General features: G+C 41.3%; 15 protein-coding genes. 4 read left to right on the top strand and 11 right to left on the bottom strand.

Features of this window, described 5'->3' with window-relative positions; translation table 11 throughout:
- Positions 1–402 precede the first annotated feature (402 nt).
- The 4 genes from J4861_RS07375 to J4861_RS07360 all read left to right on the top strand — a co-directional run bounded on the left by J4861_RS07375 (position 403) and on the right by J4861_RS07360 (position 7,702).
- Positions 403–2,283, top strand: a complete 1,881-nt coding sequence (locus J4861_RS07375; protein WP_211817452.1) for an IS1634 family transposase — start codon at positions 403–405, stop codon at positions 2,281–2,283.
- A gap of 312 nt (positions 2,284–2,595) precedes the next feature.
- On the top strand, positions 2,596–3,279 hold the full coding sequence (locus J4861_RS07370; RefSeq protein ID WP_211817451.1) for a T9SS type B sorting domain-containing protein: 684 nt from the start codon (positions 2,596–2,598) through the stop codon (positions 3,277–3,279).
- Positions 3,280–3,507: 228 nt separating this feature from the next.
- On the top strand, positions 3,508–6,336 hold the full coding sequence (gene uvrA / locus J4861_RS07365; protein WP_211817450.1) for an excinuclease ABC subunit UvrA: 2,829 nt from the start codon (positions 3,508–3,510) through the stop codon (positions 6,334–6,336).
- Between the two features lie 178 nt (positions 6,337–6,514).
- A complete protein-coding gene (locus tag J4861_RS07360) occupies positions 6,515–7,702 on the top strand; it encodes an AGE family epimerase/isomerase (RefSeq protein ID WP_211817449.1) in 1,188 nt (395 codons plus the stop codon).
- Between the two features lie 268 nt (positions 7,703–7,970).
- On the opposite strand, the gene J4861_RS07355 is transcribed toward J4861_RS07360, so the two are convergent.
- The 11 genes from J4861_RS07355 to J4861_RS07305 all read right to left on the bottom strand — a co-directional run bounded on the left by J4861_RS07355 (position 7,971) and on the right by J4861_RS07305 (position 23,899).
- Positions 7,971–8,462 carry a low molecular weight protein-tyrosine-phosphatase gene (locus J4861_RS07355; RefSeq protein WP_211817448.1) on the bottom strand — a complete coding sequence of 164 codons (492 nt, stop codon included), beginning with the start codon at positions 8,460–8,462 and terminating at the stop codon, positions 7,971–7,973.
- A gap of 105 nt (positions 8,463–8,567) precedes the next feature.
- A complete protein-coding gene (locus J4861_RS07350) occupies positions 8,568–9,743 on the bottom strand; it encodes a phospholipase D family protein (RefSeq protein WP_211817447.1) in 1,176 nt (391 codons plus the stop codon).
- 30 nt (positions 9,744–9,773) lie between these two features.
- Positions 9,774–10,634 carry a patatin-like phospholipase family protein gene (locus J4861_RS07345; protein WP_211817446.1) on the bottom strand — a complete coding sequence of 287 codons (861 nt, stop codon included), beginning with the start codon at positions 10,632–10,634 and terminating at the stop codon, positions 9,774–9,776.
- A 107-nt stretch (positions 10,635–10,741) separates the two neighbouring features.
- Positions 10,742–11,329 (bottom strand): hypothetical protein, encoded by a 588-nt coding sequence (locus tag J4861_RS07340; protein ID WP_211812601.1) that lies wholly within the window; start codon positions 11,327–11,329, stop codon positions 10,742–10,744.
- 167 nt (positions 11,330–11,496) lie between these two features.
- On the bottom strand, positions 11,497–14,721 hold the full coding sequence (gene carB, locus J4861_RS07335) for a carbamoyl-phosphate synthase (glutamine-hydrolyzing) large subunit (RefSeq protein ID WP_211817445.1): 3,225 nt from the start codon (positions 14,719–14,721) through the stop codon (positions 11,497–11,499).
- Complete coding sequence (carA, locus tag J4861_RS07330) at positions 14,721–15,797, bottom strand: glutamine-hydrolyzing carbamoyl-phosphate synthase small subunit (protein WP_211817444.1); 1,077 nt, start codon at positions 15,795–15,797, stop codon at positions 14,721–14,723. Before carA ends, carB begins: the two co-directional genes overlap by 1 nt.
- Before the next feature lie 127 nt (positions 15,798–15,924).
- A complete protein-coding gene (locus tag J4861_RS07325) occupies positions 15,925–17,826 on the bottom strand; it encodes an amidophosphoribosyltransferase (RefSeq protein WP_211817443.1) in 1,902 nt (633 codons plus the stop codon).
- 190 nt (positions 17,827–18,016) lie between these two features.
- A complete protein-coding gene (gene glmS, locus J4861_RS07320; RefSeq protein ID WP_211817442.1) occupies positions 18,017–19,864 on the bottom strand; it encodes a glutamine--fructose-6-phosphate transaminase (isomerizing) in 1,848 nt (615 codons plus the stop codon).
- A 169-nt stretch (positions 19,865–20,033) separates the two neighbouring features.
- Positions 20,034–20,834, bottom strand: a complete 801-nt coding sequence (locus J4861_RS07315; protein WP_004361228.1) for a polysaccharide biosynthesis/export family protein — start codon at positions 20,832–20,834, stop codon at positions 20,034–20,036.
- Positions 20,835–21,426: 592 nt separating this feature from the next.
- Positions 21,427–22,530: a metallophosphoesterase gene (locus tag J4861_RS07310; protein ID WP_211817441.1), complete on the bottom strand. Its 1,104-nt coding sequence runs from the start codon at positions 22,528–22,530 to the stop codon at positions 21,427–21,429.
- Between the two features lie 16 nt (positions 22,531–22,546).
- The gene (locus J4861_RS07305) at positions 22,547–23,899 is read right to left on the bottom strand and encodes an MATE family efflux transporter (RefSeq protein WP_211817440.1); all 1,353 of its coding nucleotides are present in this window, start codon (positions 23,897–23,899) and stop codon (positions 22,547–22,549) included.
- Positions 23,900–23,901 lie beyond the last annotated feature (2 nt).

Below are 23,901 nucleotides of genomic sequence, written 5' to 3'. Positions count from 1 at the left end.
TACAGCATTTCATTTATTATTGCCAAATAAAGCATTCTTATCTGAGTTTTCAATAATCTCCTATTAGATATTATTTTATGACATCAATCCTCCTTTCCTACCATGTTCTTTCATGATACTGATACTCAACACCAGTGGTGCGAAGCATCAACACCAATGGTGCTAAGGGTAAGCACCAATGGTGCGGACTATTAAACACCTTACAAAATATTGATAGAACTAAGCCACTTTATTGTTAGCCCAAGTTTAACTGGCAAAATTATTTTTCATAAATTTTCGGGATGTTTTGTGTAGTATCAATTTGATAAATGATTGATAATCAAGTGTAGAGTATTGTTGCGAGGAGTAAAATCTGATTTGTAGGACACAGCCATATCAAAAATATTTTGTTACTTTGCACTCATGCACGCAAATGTACAGACACGATTCAACCCTGCCACAGGGGACATGGCTCCTTATTATCGCATCAAGGAGTCATATCGTGACGTGCAGGGTCATGTACATTCGCTAATTCTGTTGAACATCGGGTTCGAACCTTCACTTACTGCTGTACAGGTTCGAAAAATTGCATACGCTCTTACCGAACGCTTCAAAAACAGAAGTACACCCTCGCTTTTTAAAAAACATCTTGACGGTCTTACTCCTATTGAACAGGCAAAGGCTGACGAATGGTGGATCCGTATGGAGAAAGAAGGTGGAATCGATCGGTTTAATAAGGAAGAGCAGAAGTCGCTGAGAAAATATGAGAACTATATTGACCTTGAGACGGCAAACTATACTGACGCAAGGAATGTTGGTGCAGAGTGGCTCTGCAAGCAGACAATAGACAAGCTACAATTAGAGGGTTTTCTGCACAAAAACGGGTGGACGGAGAATGCAATACACACGGCTTTGTCAGCATTGATTGTTCGCACGGTATATGCAGTTTCTGAACGTTCATCTTATTATTATTTGCGCGATAACTCGGCTGCCGCTGAACTTTATAGTGGAGTTCCTGGCTGGACACCAGGAATCAATTCTCTGTATAAAATCACTGATAAATTATATGAACTAAAGGAACAGTTAGAGCATCATCTGTGCAGCATTACTGACGTTCTCTTTAATATAGACAACAAGTTGATGCTCTTCGACTTAACCAACTTCTATTTCGAGGGTAGCAAGCGTAATAGCGATAAAGCCAAGTTCGGTCGTTCAAAAGAAAAACGCTCTGACTGTAAGCTACTTGTACTTGCATTATGTATCAATAAAGAAGGTTTTATACGTTATTCTTCAATCTTAGAGGGTAATACAGCAGATCCCAAGTCTCTACCCAATATGATTGATACGCTGGCAAAGAGGAATCCATCACGAAGCAAGGATACGCTTGTTGTCATGGATGCAGGTGTTGCCACAGAAGAGAACTTGGAGTTAATAAAGAAAAAGGGTTACAATTATCTCTGCGTATCCCGTACGCAAATGAAGGACTATACGCTCAGTGATGATAACAAGAGTGTTACGGTAATGGATGCCCGTCGGCAGAAGATAACGCTGAAAGAGGTTAAGACAGAGGATGATAAGGATTATTATCTCGAAATAACATCTCCTTCGAAAGCTATGACAGAGTCGTCCATGAACAGGGTTTGGAGAGAGCGTTTTGAGATGGAACTGCAGAGGATAAACAATGGAATCTCCAAGAAAGGTGGAACAAAAACCTATGAAAAGGTTGTTGAACGTACAGGACGTGCCATACAGAAGTACCCTTCTATAGCGAAGTTCTACCAGATAAGCTACATAAAAAACGAGAAGAAACCCAAGCAGATGCTGCGTGTAGACTGGGAGATAAAAGACCTCTCGGCAATGGAATCTGGTCATGGAGTCTATTTCCTCCGCAGCAATGTCAGGACACTTTCTGAACGTGTAACATGGGAATACTACAATCTCATTCGTGAGATAGAATGTACGAACAGACAACTAAAGAATGATCTCAACCTCCGTCCTATCTATCATCAGAAAGATGAGCGAAGCGACGCACACCTTTTCTTCGGTTTATTAGCCTACTGGGTGGTAAACACTATCCGTTGTCAATTAAAACGAGAAGGAGAATCCTGTTACTGGACCGAGATAGTACGACGTATGAGCACCCAAAAGCTCGTCACCACAAAAGGGAAGAATCCATTAGGTGAAACCATCGAGATGCGCCAGTGCAGTAGTCCTTCGAAGCAAGCAAAACAGATATACGATAAGTTGAACTTAAAACACTCACCATTCAAAAAGAATAAAATTTGTAGGACACAGAGCCCATAAGAAAAATGAGGAAAGTACGGTGACAGTAACAATTAGGCGAAGTGGGTGTTAAACTTGGGTTAGAAAAAGAGTTAGAATACCCCACCCAAACAGGACAGAATTGATATAAAGCCTTCCTTTCTCAAAGAGAATACAATATTGTCAGTTCTAAAGAAGTGCCACCGCAAGAGGATATGCTATTTAAGTTTTATCAGATAGAAATACATATTATTATCCTATTCAGGCAGATAGATTTACTTGTTTGTATGGGAAAAATTGTGTAAATTTGCACGATTATACATTTTTCAAGGTAACATCAAACGAACTATTGGAATGAAACAATATAAATTTAGACTATTGGGGGTGATGGTGTCTATGCTTCTCTCTTCTATGGCATGGGCACAAGATTGCCAACCCTCAGGTAAATATACCGATGCAAATGGTGAAACCAATACAATAGCCGCAGGTGACACTTATGTTGGTTCGGCTCCTTTGACAATTGCGTTCTCAGCCAATCCACCTACAACAAGGGACGCAGCAACCCATTACGAATGGCACTTCTTCAATCAAAATAACCCGCGTTCGGCTTTTCTTATCCGTTATGATGAGAATACCGAATACACCTTTACAGAGGCAGGAACAACGAGAGTAGTGCTTTATGAAATCTTGAATAATGACACTACACGCTACAATACTATTAGTTTCTCCATCAGTGAGAGTATCCTACAGATGCCTAATGCTTTCTCACCCAATGGCGATGGCATCAATGATATCTATCGTGCAAAGCCCGGATATAAGAGTATTGTAGAGTTTAAAGCTATCATCTTTAACCGTTGGGGACAAAAGATATACGAATGGAATGACCCTGCTGGTGGCTGGGATGGTAAGTATAAAGGCAAAGATGTTGTCCAAGGAACTTACTTCGTCAATGTAACCGCCAAAGGAGCTGACGGCAAAGAGTTCCACATCCGACGAGATGTTAACCTTCTCAGAGGTTACACACAGTCGACAAGGTGATGTTGGATGGGTGATAGGTGGTGATGAATAGCGATTTTCATCAGTGGTTATCTTCAAGGAAACCATCAACACAGTACTAATCATCAACACCCATCACCAAACAACAAACACCCAACTATCCATCAACACCAAACATTCAACACCAAACACCAAACATTTAACACCCAACTATCCATCAACACCAAACATTCAACACCAAACACCAAACATTTAACACCCAACAACCCCATGAACGAGAAAATAGAAGTCTTCGGAGCCAGAGTACATAATCTGAAGAATGTAGACATAACTATCCCACGCAACTCACTTACTGTCTTCACTGGACTTTCTGGTTCAGGCAAAAGTTCGCTTGCATTCGACACTATCTTCACCGAAGGTCAGCGTCGATACATTGAAACCTTCTCTGCTTACGCACGCAACTTCCTTGGAAACATGGAGCGTCCGGACGTAGATAAGATAACAGGACTATCCCCTGTCATCTCCATTGAACAGAAGACAACCAATAAGAATCCCCGCTCTACCGTTGGTACAACTACGGAGATATATGACTACCTCCGCCTTCTCTTTGCACGTGCAGGTGAGGCTTACTCTTATATGAGCGGTGAAAAGATGGTGAAATACACTGAGGAGAAAGTGGTGGATATGATTATGTCTGATTATCAAGACCGCAAGATATATATTCTCTCACCACTTGTCCGCAACCGTAAAGGTCATTATCGTGAACTCTTTGAGCAGATGCGGCGCAAGGGTTACTTGTATATCCGTGTCGATGGAGAGGTACAAGAGTTAACACGTGGTATGAAAGTTGACCGCTACAAGAACCATAACATTGAGGTTGTTATCGACAAGATGAAACTCGGGGGTACGGAGACTAACACGCTACGTGAGCGTTTGGCAAAGACCGTTTCAACTGCAATGAAGCAGGGAGAAGGCTTGATAATGATTCTTGATAACGAACGAGACGAAGCCAAGTACTTCTCTAAACGACTAATGGACCCAGTCACTGGAATAGCATACAAAGACCCAGCGCCAAACATTTTCTCATTCAACTCACCCGAAGGAGCCTGTCCACAGTGTAAAGGATTAGGTGTGATTGATGAGATTGACTTGAAGAAAGTAATTCCAGATGACAAACAAGACATTTACAGTGGTGCAATAGTTCCTTTAGGAAAATACAAGAACCAGATGATTTTCTGGCAGATAGACGCTCTTTTAAAAAGGCATGATTGTGACCTAAAGACCCCTGTCAAGGATATTCCTAAGGAGGCAATGGACGAGGTTTTATATGGTTCTTTGGAGAAGTTGAAGATTGCTAAAGAGCTTGTACATACCACCTCCGATTACTTTGTGTCCTTTGATGGTATCATTAAGTATCTCCGTACGGTCATGGAGAACGATGATTCCTCAGCTGGAAAGAAGTGGGCTGACCAGTTCATAGCCGAAGCACAATGTCCAGAATGTCATGGTCATCGTTTAAATCGTGAGGCTCTATCCTATAAGATATCGGATAAAAACATTGCTGACCTTGCTGAAATGGATATCAACGAGTTGAAAGACTGGGTTGATCATGTTGAGGAACACATGGGCGAAAAGCAGCGTACTATCGCCGTTGAAATCATAAAGGAGATTCGTAAACGTATAAACTTTCTACTCGATGTGGGGCTTGATTACCTTGCGTTGAACCGTCAAAGTGCTACGCTTTCTGGTGGTGAGAGTCAACGTATTCGCCTTGCAACGCAGATTGGTTCACAACTTGTTAACGTGCTCTACATCCTCGACGAGCCTTCTATTGGTCTTCATCAACGCGATAACGAGCGTCTCATAAACTCTCTGAAAGAATTACGTGACATGGGAAATACGGTTATCGTTGTTGAACACGACGAAGACATGATGCGTGCTGCGGACTGGATTGTAGACATCGGACCTAAAGCTGGACGCAAAGGTGGTGAGGTTGTCTTCCAAGGGAAGCCTGCAGACATGCTCAAAACACACACACTTACAGCACAATATCTAAATGGTGAACGTGCCATTGAACTTCCTAAGGAGCGCAGAGAAGGGAATGGAAAAACCATACAACTCACAGGTTGTAAGGGTAATAACCTAAAAGACGTAAACGTAACCTTCCCACTTGGTGAACTAATTGTCGTCACTGGTGTGTCTGGTTCAGGTAAGAGTACCCTCATCAATGAGACCTTGCAGCCTATACTTTCACAACACTTCTACCGCTCACTGAAACGTCCTATGCCTTACGGAAAGATTGAAGGCATTGATAACATTGATAAAGTGGTGAACGTTGACCAAAGTCCTATCGGCCGTACACCACGCAGTAATCCTGCAACTTATACAGGCGTGTTCTCCGACATACGTCAACTTTTCGTCAATCTTCCCGAAGCTAAAATTCGTGGTTACAAACCTGGACGATTCTCTTTCAATGTGAAAGGAGGACGCTGTGAGACCTGTGGAGGTAATGGTTACAAAACCATTGAAATGAACTTCCTACCTGACGTGATGGTACCTTGCGAGGTTTGTCACGGCAAACGCTATAATCGAGAAACATTGGAAGTGCGTTTTAAGGGAAAATCCATTGCAGACGTATTGGATATGACAGTCAATATGGCTGTAGAATTCTTTGAGAACGTACCACAGATACTGCCGAAGATCAAGGCATTACAGGATGTTGGTTTGGGCTATATCAAGCTTGGACAAAGTTCTACTACCCTCTCTGGCGGTGAGAGTCAGCGTGTTAAGTTGGCAACAGAACTTGCAAAGCGTGACACAGGTAAGACACTTTACATCCTTGATGAGCCTACAACTGGTCTTCATTTTGAAGATATTCGTATCTTGATGGACGTATTACAGAAACTTGTTGACCGTGGCAACACCGTTATCATCATCGAACACAACCTCGATGTCATCAAACTTGCAGACTACATCATTGACATGGGACCAGAAGGTGGTCGTGGTGGCGGTCGCATGTTGAGTTGTGGTACACCAGAGGTTGTGGCAAAAAACAAAGAGAGCTACACTTCTCGCTTCCTTGCTAAAGTACTAAAGTAAGACATATTCTATAGGCAATAAAGAAAGAGTTTTCAATTCTTTTCTTTGGATAATTGATAAATTAGTCCTAATTTTGCCAAAGGACAGAAGTAAAGGACAGCTATACAACGGTACAGACTGCCCTCCTTACTGTACAATCCATTTGGAAATTAACACATTGTCTATATCACCTAAAATTATGGATAAGAAAGAATACTTACGTTCATGGGCTGAAACCTATAAGAACGACCTAACAAACAACATTATGCCTTTCTGGTTGAACCATGGTTGGGACAAGGAGAATGGCGGTATATACACCTGCTTAGACCGTGATGGTTCATTGATGGACACGACCAAGTCGGTGTGGTTCCAAGGCCGATGGGCATTCATCTGCGCTTTTGCATACAACAATGTAGAGAAGAATCAGGAATGGCTTGAGGCATCAAAGTCTGCCATTGACTTCATTGAGAAGCATTGCTTTGACGAGAATGGACACATGTATTTTGAAGTAACAGCAGAGGGTAAGCCACTGCGTAAGCGTCGCTATGTTTTCTCAGAGACTTTTGCTGCAATAGCTTTTGCCGAATACTCTTTGGCTACAGGTGACAAGCATTATGCAGAAAGGGCGTTGCAGGTATTCCACGATGCACAGCGTTTCCTCTCTACTCCGGGCTTCCTTCCAGCTAAATATGAAGCTGGTGTAGAGATGCAGAGCCACTCTATCATTATGATTCTCATCAACGTTGGCTCACGTCTGCGTGCAGTGATTGACGATCCAACACTAACCCAGCAGATTGATGAGTCTATCTCATTACTCCGTCGCTACTTCATGCACCCGGAGTTCAAGGCATTGCTTGAAACAGTCGGTCCAAAGGGAGAATTCATTGACACCAATGCAGCACGTACCATCAACCCTGGTCATTGTATTGAGACCGCATGGTTTATCATGGAGGAAGCTAAGTTGCGCAACTGGGACAAAGACCTACTCGACACCGCCCTCACCATCTTCGATTGGTCATGGGACTGGGGATGGGACAAGCAATATGGTGGTATCATCAACTTCCGAGACTGCCGTAACCTCCCACCACAGGACTACTCACAGGATATGAAGTTCTGGTGGCCACAGTGCGAGACAATCATTGCCTCTCTCTATGCTTACCTTGGAACTGGCGACGAGGAATATCTCTATCGTCATCAACGCATTAGCGAGTGGACATACGCCCACTTCCCTGATCAAGACTATCCAGAGTGGTATGGCTACCTACATCGTGACGGAACCGTTGCACAGCCTGCAAAGGGTAATATCTTCAAAGGACCATTCCACGTTCCACGCATGATGATTAAGAGTTATATGCTCTGTCAGGAGATATTGAAGACTATGGAATAGTCTGAGAAAACAAAGGATAAAATAAAAACTCCCATAACATTACCAACAATGGCTTGTTATGGGAGTTTTTTATAATACTTATTATGACCTTTTCAGTCCATTGTCTACTGACGTATTAACGCCCAGCACACATCGTGCGGATGCTTAGCACCATGTGTGCTAACGGTTAACACCAATGGTGTGGAGTACTTAATACCTAACAATAGCTCATTAAAATGACTATTGTTTATTGTTAGAGGAGAACTATACTGCCCTAACTTGGGAAGCCTTAGATAGTATTAAGAAGACCCTCACAACCGTCTTCTATTAAATCAATAGCTAAGTTAAAATCGTCTGCATCACCATAATAAGGATCAGGAACACAAGTAGCAGAAGGATGTTGAGTAAAGAAATCTGCCATTCGTACGACCTTTTCTCGTGCCGTTTCATTAGGTGCCTGAGACGTAATGTTACGATAATTATCCTCGTCCATTACGACAATCTTATCGAATAGTTCAAAATCTCTGCGCGCATCGAATTGACGAGCACGGTGGTCAACGCTATATCCACGCTGTCGACCGTGTTCACGCATACGCTTATCAGGTAACTGTCCAACATGCCAATTACCAATTCCCGCAGAATCAATCATATATCGGTCTGCACAGCCTCGTTCCTCAACAAGATGTTGCATCACAGCATGTGCAGCCGGAGAGCGACAAATATTACCTAAGCAAATAAAAAGAATATTTATTTTATTACTGTTGTTCAATTGGTTATCCATATATGTTTTTTTTAGTTTACATTACAGTTTACTTATTCTATACCAAAATCATATTCCAAGATTCTTATACTGCAAAGGTTTTAAATATCATATTTTATCTATTATTCAATTATCTTTTTGATAGTAAATACTATCAAGCATTGCTGCCATATACTGACAAATTTCTTTTTCAGAATGAGATTTTGGACAACTATCTTTATACCATACAGAAGTTTGTATTCGAGAAACAATTTCATCCCAATAAGAATCCATTGATAACGATGATTGAGAAATGGCAAATTCATTGCATAGTAACTTCTTATTACGGCTATTGATACATACAAATAAGTCAGGGCGTTTCATTACAAGAAGGCGTGAAGCAAGTGCCACAGGTTCTTTAAATTCTTTCTTCCATATAGAACAATACTTCTTATACTGTTCAACTGTAACCTCACCTTCTAAGGGTATAGCATCAATAGCCTCAACAAGTTTTGTATTGTTATCAATGATAGCCTTCGTAAAGTTACCATTGCCTGAACAAGTACCAAAGAATCCCCAATCTACATTTTCCATACCAGGTAGCTCACGTTGAATGCCCGCAACACATTTCCTTTCGTTATCTGGGAAATCCTTAAATGAACTATACTTGTTAAAAAACTCATGCGCTTTCTTCAGAATTTGACACCGAACTTCTACGCTATCTTTATCTTGCATCACCCTCTTAACATACTCTTCCCAACTAAGCGAATCTATGATTGCACCATACTTGGTAAGAGGAAACTTGTATTTGTCATAAAGATGCTCTTTCTTCTGTTTTTTAAATTTTGCTTTATACTTTTTAAAATCATCTGAGGTAAGCCGAGCTGATTGTTCCCAAACATTGTTGATATAGTCAGTACATTGCTTATAAAAGTCATTTTGTTTGTCTTCGCTGTTTATAAGAACGCATGCTTCCATGTTTAATCCAAATCCTCCCCCTGTGAAGTTTGAACTACCAATTATTAAACTCCAGTCAGAAGAACTATTGTAGAAGAAGTAAAATTTAGGATGAAAAGTATGTGAACGTAATTCAAGGAAATGAACATTCTCATTAGACTTGAACCTGTTTATGAATTTTGGAGTTGTACGTGTGAAATTCAATCCGACAATCATCTTTTCTATCTTACTTTCATTCTGACATAGTACATCATACATGGAGCATTGGTCAGTTGCCCATGCTACAGCTACACAAACATGCTTAAATGAACAAATTAGTTTATTGAAATGCGTATTCAATGATGTTTCATTGGTTATTAATTCCATAAGATTCAATTTTAAAGAATAGTTAAAAACTTATTTTACCTCACCTACTCCAAACAGATTCTTTATTTCGTTTAGATGTTCTAAAGCTACTTCCCGACCTTGATCATAGGTGGCTTGCATCATTGCTGGGTCGTGTGAGAAATGTCCTATTGTTAGTTTTGCTTTAGGACGAAGCACTAAGGTATTAGGCTTCTTTTCTTCTTCACGGACGTAAGCTAACTGCTCATTATACATGATATGGCGTTGCTCCAAAGCTTTTACAACACGTGGATGACGATGCAACCACATACGCATAAGGGGCATCAGTGAGTTTGGCTCTTTCACAAAACCCTCTGGCTGAGTAAGAACAACCAAATTACGCTCATAGCCTTGTTCCTGAAAGAAGCGGAGAGGAATAGAATCTGCAATACCACCATCCAAAAGTTTCTTGCCTTCTACCGTCACAATACGAGCAGCAATAGGCATAGATGCAGAGGTACGAATATACTCTAAACAATTATTATCAACCTCCATCAGTCGCTTATACTCCGCTTTACCCGTTCCAACGTTTGTACATACAGCCCAAAACTCCATTGGATTCTCACGGAAAGTATCAACATCGAAGTAATCAATATGACGAGGCATATAATGGTAAGCGTATTCACCACCATAGTAATCACCTGTTTTTAAGAGTGAACGCAAAGAAGCATAACGCCAGTCGTTTGCCAACTTTTGATTGTATCTGAGCACACGTCCTGCCTGCTTTGACTTCATGTTACAACCAAAAGCCGCACCCGCAGAAACGCCAATAACGCCATCAGGCCATATGTTATTTTCCATCAGAACATCCATTACACCAGCAGAAAACAATCCACGCATGGCTCCTCCTTCTAATACAAGTCCTTTCTTCATAATGTTTTATCCTTTAAATACTGCCTTTTTATAATGTTATATTCTGATAATTAGAGATATAAACAATGCTATTGTAGTAAAACAAAGGTTACAATAAAGGTAACACCTTACTTTTGTTTTCTCTTTGCCAATGCAGCAATAGCATCAAAACTGTAAACGAGTGTGCCACTGGTAAAAGTCGTTGTTTCAATCTTAAAAGAACGATATTTCCTAAGACACTCAACAAATGCTTCTGGAGTCTGAACGAAGGCAGAGTCAGTCTGCTTACTGATACCAGGCTTATAACTGAATCGCCCAACCTCCTCTCCATACGCATAGACACGAACATAGTTGGTTGTATCATAACTGTTACCCGCAAACTGTTCGCCATCACCAAGAATCATACATGCTTCAACACCTACACGTCCAAGATAACGTACACGAATGTTCATACGATTAGAAGGCGTTATCTGCGACTTCTTGTTTGGAGCACTCTGCATATTGGCTACTGCAGAATCGTTGAGATAGGTCCATGAAGAAACATACGTTCCATCACCTGACGAATTACTATCAAGATCAACAGCCAACATAGTGTCGACCTGTGTTGTATCATAATGTCCTACTCCTCGCGAAGAACAGCCTGAGCAAGACATAAAAGCTACTGCAGAGATAGCCACAAAGACTAAGGGCAGTAACTTCATTGAATATTGTTTCATCTTTAAGAAGCTAAAGGGGTTAAGGGAGTTAGAAGGAGTTTAGACATTATTTCCTAATCCTTGCTTTGGAAGTCAAGGGAGTTTAGTGAAAGGTATCAACCCCAACAATGATAATTGTTAACTAAACTCCTTCTAACTCCCTTAACTCCTTTAACCCCAGAAGACTATTAATATTCTCCCCAAGCCTTGATATCAATATCATCTAAACTGACATTGCAGAAGGCTGAGATAAACGCACTTGCCAATCGGCTGTTTGTAATCAATGGTACATTGAGGTCGATTGCTGCACGACGAACCTTATAACCATTGGTCAACTCACGCGGAGTAAGGTCCTTTGGCATGTTCACAACCATGTCTATCTTCTTCTCGTGTAAGAGATCGAGTGCCTGTGGATGCTGTCCTTCATCCGAAGGCATATACACACATGTATTCTCAATTCCATTCTCTGCGAGATACTTTGATGTACCGACTGTTGCATAAAGTTCATAACCATGCTGCTTCAACATCTTTGCAGCATCAAGCATTTCAGCCTTCTGCTTTGCTCCACCTGTTGACAACAAGACTGTCTTCTTTGGTATTCTAAGACCTACAGACAGCATAGACTTTAACAAAGCTGTAGAAGTATCATCACCTAAACAACCAACCTCACCTGTAGAACTCATATCAACACCCAATACTGGGTCGGCCTTCTGTAAGCGGTTGAAAGAGAACTGAGATGCCTTAATACCTACGTAATCAAGGTCGAAGAGGTTCTTATTAGGCTTCTCAACAGGTGCACCGAGCATAATCTTAGTAGCCAAGTCGATGAAGTTAAGCTTCAACACCTTACTAACGAATGGGAATGAACGGCTCGCACGGAGATTACACTCAATAACGAGGATATCGTTATCACGTGCCATAAACTGGATGTTGAATGGTCCGTTGATGTGCAACTTCTTCGCTATCTGACGACTGATACGCTTAATACGGCGCATAGTTTCAACATAAAGTTTCTGAGGTGGGAACTGAATTGTAGCATCACCAGAGTGAACACCAGCAAACTCAATATGCTCAGAGATAGCATATGCCAAGATCTCACCATCCTGTGCAACGGCATCCATCTCAATCTCCTTTGCATGTTCAATGAACTTACTTACCACAACAGGGTGGTCTTCGCTGACGTTGGCAGCCAACTGAAGGAAGCGAGTAAGCTCATCTCTATTAGAACAGATATTCATTGCTGCACCAGAAAGTACGTAAGATGGACGTACAAGTACTGGGAAGCCAACACGGTCAACGAACTTATCAATATCGTCCATACTTGTCAATGCACTCCATTCTGGCTGATTGATACCATTCTCTGTGAGCATTGACGAGAACTTAGCACGGTCCTCAGCGTTATCAATATCCTTTGCTGATGTTCCAAGAATAGGCACATTCTCCTCATCAAGATACATAGCAAGGTTATTAGGAATCTGACCACCTGTTGATACAATCACACCATGTGGGTTCTCTGCATCAATGATATCCATAACACGTTCGAAGGTCAACTCATCGAAATAGAGGCGATCACACATGTCATAATCCGTTGACACTGTCTCTGGATTATAGTTAATCATGATAGAACGATAGCCCTGACGACGGATAGTATTCAGTGCCTGAACACCACACCAGTCGAACTCTACAGAACTACCAATACGGTAAGCACCTGAACCAAGTACGATAACTGAGTTACGATCATTAGAGAATGTAATGTCAGAAGCCACTCCTGCGTATGTAACGTACAGGTAATTGGTCTGTGCTGGATATTCCGCAGCCAACGTATCTATCTGCTTAACAACAGGAAGAATACCAAAGCTCTTACGTAAACGACGAACGATTCTCATAGCTTCGTGCATCTTCTTGCACTCTTCTTCCAAACCAACAGCACGTGCGATTTGGAAGTCTGTAAAGCCATAAACCTTTGCAGTACGCAGAAGTTCCTTATCAAGTGTGTTGATATTCTTTGTCTTCAGTTCCTCATCAATATCTATGATATGCTTGAGTTTATTAAGGAACCAACGGTCAATCTTGGTTAATTCGTGAATCTGGTCAACCGTATAGCCCTTGTGCATCGCCTTAGAAATAAGGAACACACGCTTGTCGGTAGGTTCACGCAACGCTGCATCAAGATCGTCTATCTGCAATTCTTTGTTCTCAACAAAGCCGTGCATGCCCTGTCCTATCATACGAAGACCCTTCTGAATGGCTTCCTCGAAGTTACGACCAATAGCCATTACCTCACCAACAGACTTCATACTTGAGCCTAACTCCCTATCCACACCACGGAACTTACTGAGGTCCCAACGTGGAATCTTGCAGACTACATAGTCGAGTGCTGGTTCGAAGAAAGCAGAAGTGGTCTTTGTAACAGAGTTCTTCAACTCAAAGAGTCCGTAACCCATACCCAACTTAGCAGCAACAAAAGCAAGAGGATAACCAGTTGCCTTGCTGGCAAGAGCTGAAGAACGAGACAAACGAGCATTTACCTCAATAACACGATAGTCTTCACTCTCTGGGTCGAAAGCATACTGAACATTACATTCACCAACAATACCAATATGACGTACTATCTTTATAGACAGTGCACGAAGCTTATGATACTCGCTGTTAGAAAGGGTCTGAGATGGTGCAATAACGATAGACTCACCTGTGTGAATACCAAGCGGGTCGAAGTTCTCCATGTTACAAACTGTGATACAGTTGTCATAACGGTCACGAACAACCTCGTACTCTATCTCTTTCCAACCCTTCAAACTCTTCTCCACCAATACCTGAGGAGAGAATGAGAAGGCCTTCTCACAGAGTGTATTCAATTCTTCCTCATTATCGGCAAATCCACTACCAAGGCCACCTAATGCGTATGCAGCACGTACAATAACAGGATAACCGAGGTTCTTTGCAGCCACTCGTGCCTGCTGAATATCCTCACAAGCCTCACTCTTGATTGTCTTAACATCAATCTCGTCGAGTCGTTCAACGAAGAGTTCACGGTCTTCAGTATCCATGATAGCCTTAACAGGAGTACCTAAAACCTTTACATTATACTTCTTCAGAACACCTGTCTTATCCAACTCAACACCACAGTTTAGTGCTGTCTGGCCACCAAAAGACAGGAGAATTCCATCGGGACGTTCCTTCTCAATAACACGCTCAACGAAGTAAGGTTGAACTGGAAGGAAGTAGATTTGGTCTGCTACACCCTCAGATGTCTGTACGGTAGCAATGTTTGGGTTTATCAAAACCGTAGAAACACCCTCCTCGCGTAATGCCTTCAACGCCTGTGAACCAGAGTAATCAAACTCTCCTGCCTCACCAATCTTCAATGCGCCTGAACCAAGTATCAGGACTTTCTTTATTGACTCGTCTTTCATTATTTCAGTGTTTCTACAAATTTATCAAACATAAAGTAAGTATCAACCGGACCAGAGCAAGCCTCTGGGTGGAACTGTGAGGTAAACCAAGGATTCTCCTTATGGCGAATACCCTCATTACTTCCGTCATTCATATTAACGAAGAGTTCCTGCCAATCCTTGTCTAATGTTGAAGCATCAACCGCATAACCATGATTCTGTGAGGTGATATAACACTTATCAGTACCTACCATACGAACAGGTTGATTATGTCCACGATGACCATACTTCAACTTATAAATCTTTGCTCCTGCAGCCTTTGAAAGCAACTGATTACCCATACAGATACCACAGATAGGCTTCTTACTCATACTCATCTGCTTACGAATAACCTCAACAGCATCATTACACATATCAGGGTCGCCAGGACCATTACCGAGGAAAAGACCATCATAATCCATACCAGTGTAATCATAGTTCCAAGGTACACGGATAACCTCAACACCTCTGGTAATCAATGAACGGATAATATTGGCTTTCACACCGCAGTCAACAAGGACAACCTTCTTACCAGCACCCTCGTTGTAGCGAATAATCTCCTTTGTTGAAACGCGATCAACAAAGTTTACTCCCTCGTAATCAGCCTCTGGGATATTATTAGGTTCATCATCAAAGAGAATCTTACCCATCATCACACCGTGCTCACGTAGAACCTTAGTCAGCTCACGTGTATCAATACCAGTAATACCTGGTACGTGTTCACGCTTCAGCCAGTCAGCCAGACTTTCCACAGCATTCCAATGTGAATGCTCCTCTGTATAGTCAGACACTATCAAGGCTGAGGCATAGATTTTATCACTCTCCATGAAGGTTGGAATACCACTTTCCTCAATAGTAAAAGGTGGTACACCATAGTTACCTACCAATGGGAAGGTCATTGTTAGTAGCTGACCCGCATATGAAGGGTCAGTCAAGCTCTCTGGATAGCCCATCATAGCTGTGTTGAAGACCACTTCACCAGCTACTGGGGTATCGTATCCAAACGACTTTCCATGGAATTTTGTTCCGTCACTTAAGACTAAAGTTACGTTCCTCATTGCTTATAGTATTGTTGGATTGAAAATTCTTTTCATGAAAAGAAAGATTTCTTTTCACGATAAAAAATAATTCTTTTCATGAAAATAATTCTTTTTATCATGATGATAATTTACAGATAAGCGGTTATTACGCCTTTCCTGTATTTAGATGTTCACGCTCGTAATAGCTTACGAAGGCCTCATTGACCAATCGCATACCACCTGGAGTTGGATAGTTTCCTGTGAAATACCAATCACCGGGGTGATTAGGTATTGCATTATGTAATCCCTCCACACTCTGGAACACGAGTTCTACAGGTGTTGTCATACCTTCTGGACGCAGCATTTCAACTATCTTCTTATTAATCTCATCTACCGTAAAAGGCTTATAAACAGCACGTACAGCATTTGAAATGGTCTCTCCCTTAGGCTTTGCCAATTCTTTCTTACAATTCTCATAGACCTCACAAAGCAAGTCTTCCATACCGCGTTCGCGTATCAGTTCGATTACTGCACGGAAGACACAGAACTCTTCTGGATGTGGCATATCAATACCATAGTAGTCTGGGAATCGAATCTGTGGCGCACTGGATACGACAACAATCTTTTTAGGATGCAAGCGATCGAGAATACGAAGGATACTCTCCTTCAATGTTGTCCCACGAACGATAGAGTCATCAATAATGACAAGATTATCCTCATAAGGTTTAATACACTCGTATGTTACGTCATAAACATGAGATGCAAGGTCGTTACGCGAGTTTCCTTCTGTGATAAAGGTACGCAACTTAATATCCTTCCATGCCACTTTTTCAGAGCGTACATCTTGATGTATAATACGATAGACCTCCTCTGAAGAAGCCTTAGAACCTAAAGCTGCGATCTGCTCAACCTTCTTCTTGTCAATCTGCTCCTTAAAGCCGTGAACAAGACCATAGAACGCAACCTCCGCAGTATTAGGGATATACGAGAGAACTGTATGCTCTGTATCATAGTCAACAGCTTTCAATACAGGCTCTGTCAACTGACGTCCCAATGTCTCACGCTCCTTATAGATATCACGGTCTGAACCACGTGAGAAATAGATACGCTCAAAAGAGCAAGCAGCATTCTGCTTAGGTTCAAGTATTTGCTGTAGTGAACATTCACCACGTTTATTAACTATCAGTGCTTGACCAGGTTTCAACTCTTGGATATCATCACACTCAAGGTCGAATGTAGTCTGCAGAACAGGACGCTCACTTGCCAAAACGACAATCTCATCATTCTTATAATAGAAAGCCGGACGAATCGACCATGGGTCACGGATAGAGAGCATCTCACCTGAACCAGTCAATCCACAGATAACATATCCACCATCAAAGTGCTGCATTGTTGTCTTGAGAACATTACTCATCTGTACGTTCTCTTCAATATAGTTGGTGATAGCACGCTTCTCCAAACCTAACTTCTGTGCATCCACAAAGTTACGTTCAACCTCACGGTCAAGTCTGTGTCCCATCAATTCTAAGAGAATATTCGTGTCACTATAGATACGTGGACACTGCCCCTGTTCAGTCAAAATCTCAAAGACATCTCCAATATTAGTCATATTGAAGTTACCACACATACAGAGATTCTTTGCTTTCCAGTTGTTGCGACGCAAGAAAGGATGAACATAAGAAAGGCCACTCTTGCCGGTAGTAGAGTACCGAAGGTGGCCCATATAAAGGTCTCCCGCAAAGGGGAGATTAGTTTTAGCAAAAGAAACATCAGACAACTGCTCCTGTGAAAGGTTCTTATAATGCTTATGAACATTGGCAAAAATCTCAGCGACAGCATTCTTACCCTCTGCACGCTCACGGAACATATATTCATTACCTGGCTCAGAATCCAGTTTTACAGAAGCCATACCAGCTCCCTCTTGACCACGATTATGCTGTTTCTCCATCATCAGATAGAGTTTGTTCAGTGCATACATCCAGGTGCCATACTTCTCCTGATAATACTCAAGCGGCTTCAGCAATCGAATCATTGCCACACCGCAGTCTTCATGAATGTTCTTTTCCATTGATAAGGTTTTCTGTCTTTCTTTTACTTTTAAATCGTATATCTATCTTCATGTCTCCCTTGATAAAAAGGAAGATGAATATAAACTTCACTTTATTAGGAGTAACACAGCCTGTGCATTCGTTATATTCATTAAGAATAAATACACAGACTATGCCTTATAATGTCTGGCGTCAACCACTCACCTCTCCCTACTCTACTGTTACAGACTTAGCCAGATTTCTTGGCTGATCAACATCCTTGCCTTTACATACAGCAATATGATAAGCCAACAGCTGCAATGGAACCGTTGCCACTAATGGCTCAAGACATTCCATCATGTCTGGGAGTTCTATAACAGCATCTGCTATTTTAGAGATGGTTGTATCACCCTTTGAAACTAAAGCTATCACGCGTCCTTGTCGTGCCTTTATTTCTTGGATATTACTACGAACCTTCTCATACATTCCATTATGTGTTGCAATAGCAACGACAGGCATATCTGAATCTATCAAAGCGATTGGTCCATGTTTCATCTCTGCTGCTGGATAGCCTTCAGCATGTATATAGGATATCTCTTTCAACTTCAATGCGCCTTCAAGAGCTACCGGATAACTATATCCTCGACCAAGATAGAGGAAGTTACGGGCGTAAGTAAACGTACGTGCTAAGTCTGCTATCTGATCGTTTGTCTTTAAGACTTCTTCTATAACAGATGGCATCTCTGCCAATCCTTTTATCACTTTGTTATACTCGTCTTCACTAATGCTTCCCTTTGCATTAGCTAAAGCAAGCGCAAACATTGTCAACACCGTAACCTGTCCTGTAAAGGCCTTCGTTGATGCTACACCAATCTCAGGTCCTACATGAATGTAAGTTCCTGTGTCTGTTGTACGTGGAATACTTGAACCAATGGCATTACAAATACCATAAATAAACGCACCCTTTGATTTTGCAAGTTCTACTGCAGCAAGTGTATCTGCAGTTTCACCACTCTGTGAAATAGCGATCACAACATCACCATCACCAACCACAGGATTGCCATAACGGAATTCACTTGCATATTCGACCTGAACAGGAATACGACAATACTCCTCTATCAGCTGCTTACCAATTAGACCTGCATGCCAACTTGTACCACAAGCGACAATAATTATGCGCTTCGCATTCAGCAACTTATCACGATGATCTATCAAAGCCCTCAATGTCACCTGAGTATGTTCTGGATGTACACGCCCACGCATACAATTCTTCAAACACTCTGGCTGTGCAAAAATCTCTTTGAGCATAAAGTGAGGGAAGCCTCCTTTCTCTATCTCTCCAAGATTAATATCTACTGTACGCACCTCTGGTGACAGTTCTTCATTTAGAATATTAACAACCTTCAGTTCTTCTCCTAACTTCATAACGGCAATATTCCCATCGTCTAAGTACACTACCTTATCCGTATACTCTACAATAGGACTGGCATCCGAGCCAAGAAAGAACTCCCCATCACCAATGCCCACTACTAATGGGCTCTGCTTACGTGCCGCAATAATAGTGTCTGGATTGCGCTTATCAAGTATAGCTATAGCATATGCACCAATGATTTGATGAAGTGCTAACTGAACAGCTTCCAGTAAACTGAGGTTTTTCTTTGTCTGTATATAATCAATCAATTGTACCAATACTTCCGTATCAGTTTCTGACTGAAATGTCATTCCTTTTTCTATGAGATTATGCTTGATTTCAGCATAGTTCTCAATGATGCCATTATGAATAATAGCAAGATTCTTCGACTGTGAATAATGCGGATGTGCATTTAATGAAGAAGGTTCACCATGTGTTGCCCAACGTGTATGAGCAATACCGATATTACCTGTTATGTCCTTATCTAAACAAAACTCTTCCAGGTCAGCAACCTTTCCTTTTGTTTTATAAACATTCAGTTCTTTACCTTTATTTATCAATGCTACACCTGCACTGTCATATCCCCTATATTCAAGGCGCTGTAAGCCTTTAATTAAAATGAGATAAGCTTCACGCTTTGTTCCAATGTATCCTACAATTCCACACATAATCCTTATACAATCAGTTACCCTAAATTCAAAAAGAGAATACCTCTCACACCCTCTCTTTTTAGTAGTACCCTAAGGTCTACCCAAGACATGGATATCAAAGATATTCTCATTCCTATTATATTTTATCCTAAGAAAGGCTATATACAAGCCCTACAAGGACAGTATTTTACTTTCTCAATACGTTTACAAGCAATGATGCCACTGATGTCACAATACCAATGAAAGAGAACCAGAGGGTAGTAGAACTACCGATACCTGAGTTCTTAGCCTTTACACTATTTGGCTGAACATAGAGGACATCATTCTGCTGAAGATAATAATAAGGTGAGTTAAGCAAGTTTGCATCATTGAGATTCAAACGTACAACATGCTTCTGACCTGTTGGATCTTCACGAATCAACATAATGTTATCACGCTTTCCATAAACGCCAAGGTCGCCAGCTTGCGCAATTGCTTCCAAAACACTCATCTTCTCTGTTGATACAGGAATAACACCTGGATGACCAACTTCACCAAGAACGGTTATATGGTAACTGCTCATACGAACAGTAACGATAGGATTCTCGGTGCGTGCCAAATAAGGCTGAATCTTACTCTTGATAAGGTCTTCACACTCAGGCTTTGTCAAGCCACTTACATGAATCTTACCAATTACAGGGAAATTGATGAATCCTGAGTTGTCTACCAAGTAACCCTGCAAAGAGCCACCACCCGAAGCAACCTGCTTACCACTACCCAACTGGTTACGCACCTGCAAATTGAAAGGAGCCGCAGCATCTGGGTCAGTAGTGTTTACAGTAATCGTCAATTCATCTTTTGGCATGATGCGCGCATCATACAAGCCACGTGAAGCAGCAAGGCTAATAGAATCAGCGTTTTCTAAGTAAGTAAAGCCCTTACTTGAGCCACATCCCGTCATGGTCATAATCATAGCTGTAACTATGAGGGAGAAAATAATTTTTTTCATTTGAACAAATAACGTGTAGTCAACTATCAACATTAATTTTAGCAAAATAAAAACGAACGAAAACAAAGGAACTTATTTCCTTATTTCATCGATCGAAATATATTCTTTGCAAAAATACAACTATTTTCTGATAACCGCAAACTAATATCTGTTTTTCTTTTTAGATTCTTCAACACATCGTAACGAACGACTTATCTTATTAAGAAAACGTTGGAACATCTTTAGAGTTATTCTGTCTTAATCTCGCATCTGGCGATAGGCAATAATGAACTCGTATTTCTTATTAATCGCATAATTACCAACCTCGTCGTTTATATTTGGTTTTATACTTCTTTTCCAACAATGCATCGCCCCCTTCACAACAAAAAGTTATAAGACACTAAGCCATGAACACCAATGGTGCTTACGCCTCGCACCATTGGTGTTCATGCTCCGCACCACATGTGCGCAGCATGAATACGATAATAGATGATGAAGAATTAAACTTATAGATATCATTTAATGATACAAGTTAAACCACTAATAACAAAAACATTATATAGGGAAGTGGTTTATAAAACATATCATCCAGAACAGACAGAATGGTTAATTCCTACTTGATATCAGCTACTACATACTCGGACCTTGTTCCGATACGGAACTTACCACCCCAAATACCGATTCCAGAAGACACATAATATTGTGTATTCCCTTTCTGTAAAGGTCCGAAAGCATCCTCATAAATAAGGTCTTCTATCCAGCTTACAGGCCATACCTGACCATAATGCGTGTGACCAGAGAGTTGGAAGTCTATACCAGCTTGCTGTGCCTCTTCCAAGTGATAAGGCTGATGATCCATAAGAATCGTATAATAACCCTTTGGAGCAGACTTCATCAAATGCTGTAGGCTGGCACGCTTTTTATTCGTCCTATCATCGCGCCCTACAATAAGAATTGAGTCACCACCTGCCAAAGGCACCACACTATGTTTATCAATGAGCATATGAATCCCTGCATCTTGATAGAACTTCTTTGCACGAGGTTCACCACTTAGATACTCATGATTTCCTAAACAAGCATAAACAGGAGCCTTCAGACGACGAAACTCAGTTGCCATATCTTGGTCTATTAATGCACGAATACTACCATCAATAATATCTCCTGCTATGAGAATAGCCTCTAGTTGTTCTTCATTCACCTTATCAACCCACCTTCTGAACTCATCTGTACGATTATGATAACCTAAATGTAGGTCGGTCATCATTACCAAACGATGCTGTTGTTTCATCGGTTTTGCTGACTGTAAAGTTAAGGGTACACGCTCTTTGTGCAAATAATTGAAATATCCATAAACGAATAATCCAATCATAATAACAACTACCGATAATGTACCTGCCCAACTATTATAAAGGAAGGAACGGGGAACAAGATGAAGTAATCTTCCCAAGTCGATCACAAGGAAGAGTAACAACAGATACAACCCGATAAACACAGCAGAATTGCCAAGTTCATACAATGTAATAGCTATTGGCATTGGCTTATTATCCAAACCCAATATAAAATTAGTAAAGAAGCATAGGATGCAAAGCAACAATGCTCCAACGACAATCCACTTACCTACTACAGCAAGGGGCAGAATCTGCCATACATGCCAACTCACATATCCACAGCCCAGCAAAAGGACCAAAAGAAACACGATTATCCAACCATAACCCATCTTACAATCTTTTTTCTTAAATTATTACTAAATATCTACGTGCCCAGAGAATAGAGGCAAGTCCTCTCATTCCAAGAAACGATAGAAAAGCTATCCATAAGGCGTTATTTCCATAACTATTCCAAAACAAATAATAGACAACGAAGAAAGTTATCATTGCCATAGCTGTTGAGAATAACATCCCCTTAGTAGCTGTCAAGCCGATAAAGACTCCATCTAACACAAAAGCTGCCATTCCTGCCATAGGAATAAGGTAAGCCCAAAAGAGATAGGGCTGTGCAGCTGTCACAACAGACATATCACTTGTGAGAAGACAAAGGAAACCTACACCTCCAAAGACGTAAACCGCAGTAAACATCAATGCCATAATGACACCAAAGGCAAAGAGTCGACGAACTGTTATACGCAGTCCTTCTTTATCCCCTGCGCCATAATACTTACCACTAAGCGCCTCTCCTGCATATGCAAAACCATCCATCAGATAAGAGAAGAGCGTAAACAAGGTCATTAATAATGTATTCACAGCCAACATCATAGCTCCCTGTTTTCCTCCAGCCGACGTAAAGAAGAAGTTCACTGCCACCAAACAAAGCGTCCGTAAGAAGATATCTTTGTTTACACGGAAGAACTCACCCCATTCTCCTCTCATGATAAATACATGACGGAAGGTTGTCTGCAAGGCTACACGACGTTCTTTCCCCAAAGTCAATCCTCGCTCTTTCCCAGATGTTATCCGCTTATATACAGCATATAAAGAGACTACAAAGCCCGCCCACTGAGCCAAAACTGTACCTGCTGCAACACCACCAATCTTCCAGTCAAATACAAAAACGAAGAACAAAGAGGCAAGGATATTAACCACATTCTGCAACACAGCCACCACCATTGGCGTACGCGTATCTTGCATTCCGATAAACCATCCAGTCAGTCCGTAGAGTCCCAACATGGCAGGTGCACCCCATATAACAATCCTAAAGTAGGTAGCAACAAAGTGCCACGAAGGCTCTGGCGTATTCATCAGCCGAAGCATCCCCCACTCTATACCACGCTGTGCCACGATAAAGAGGACTCCCATTCCCACTCCTATTGTCAGTGTGCGCACAAGAATATTCATACATTCCTGCCCGTCTTGTCGTCCATATGCTTGTGATGTCATGCCACTCGTTCCCATGCGTAGGAATCCTAATAGCCAATACATCACATTGAATATCATCGAACCGACTGCTATCGCACTGATATAAGTTTCATTCCCAATATGTCCTACCACTGCCAAGTCAACAAGACCTAACAATGGAACAGTCACATTACTTATAATAGAGGGGATGGCAAGGCGTAAAATCTCCTTATTCCAGTTATCCAACAACTGCATTT

This window comes from Prevotella melaninogenica, from assembly GCF_018127925.1.
In the GTDB taxonomy this organism is placed as follows: domain Bacteria; phylum Bacteroidota; class Bacteroidia; order Bacteroidales; family Bacteroidaceae; genus Prevotella; species Prevotella melaninogenica_C.
Note: the sequence above shows the minus strand (reverse complement) of the source record. Positions and strands in the feature narration are given on the sequence as shown.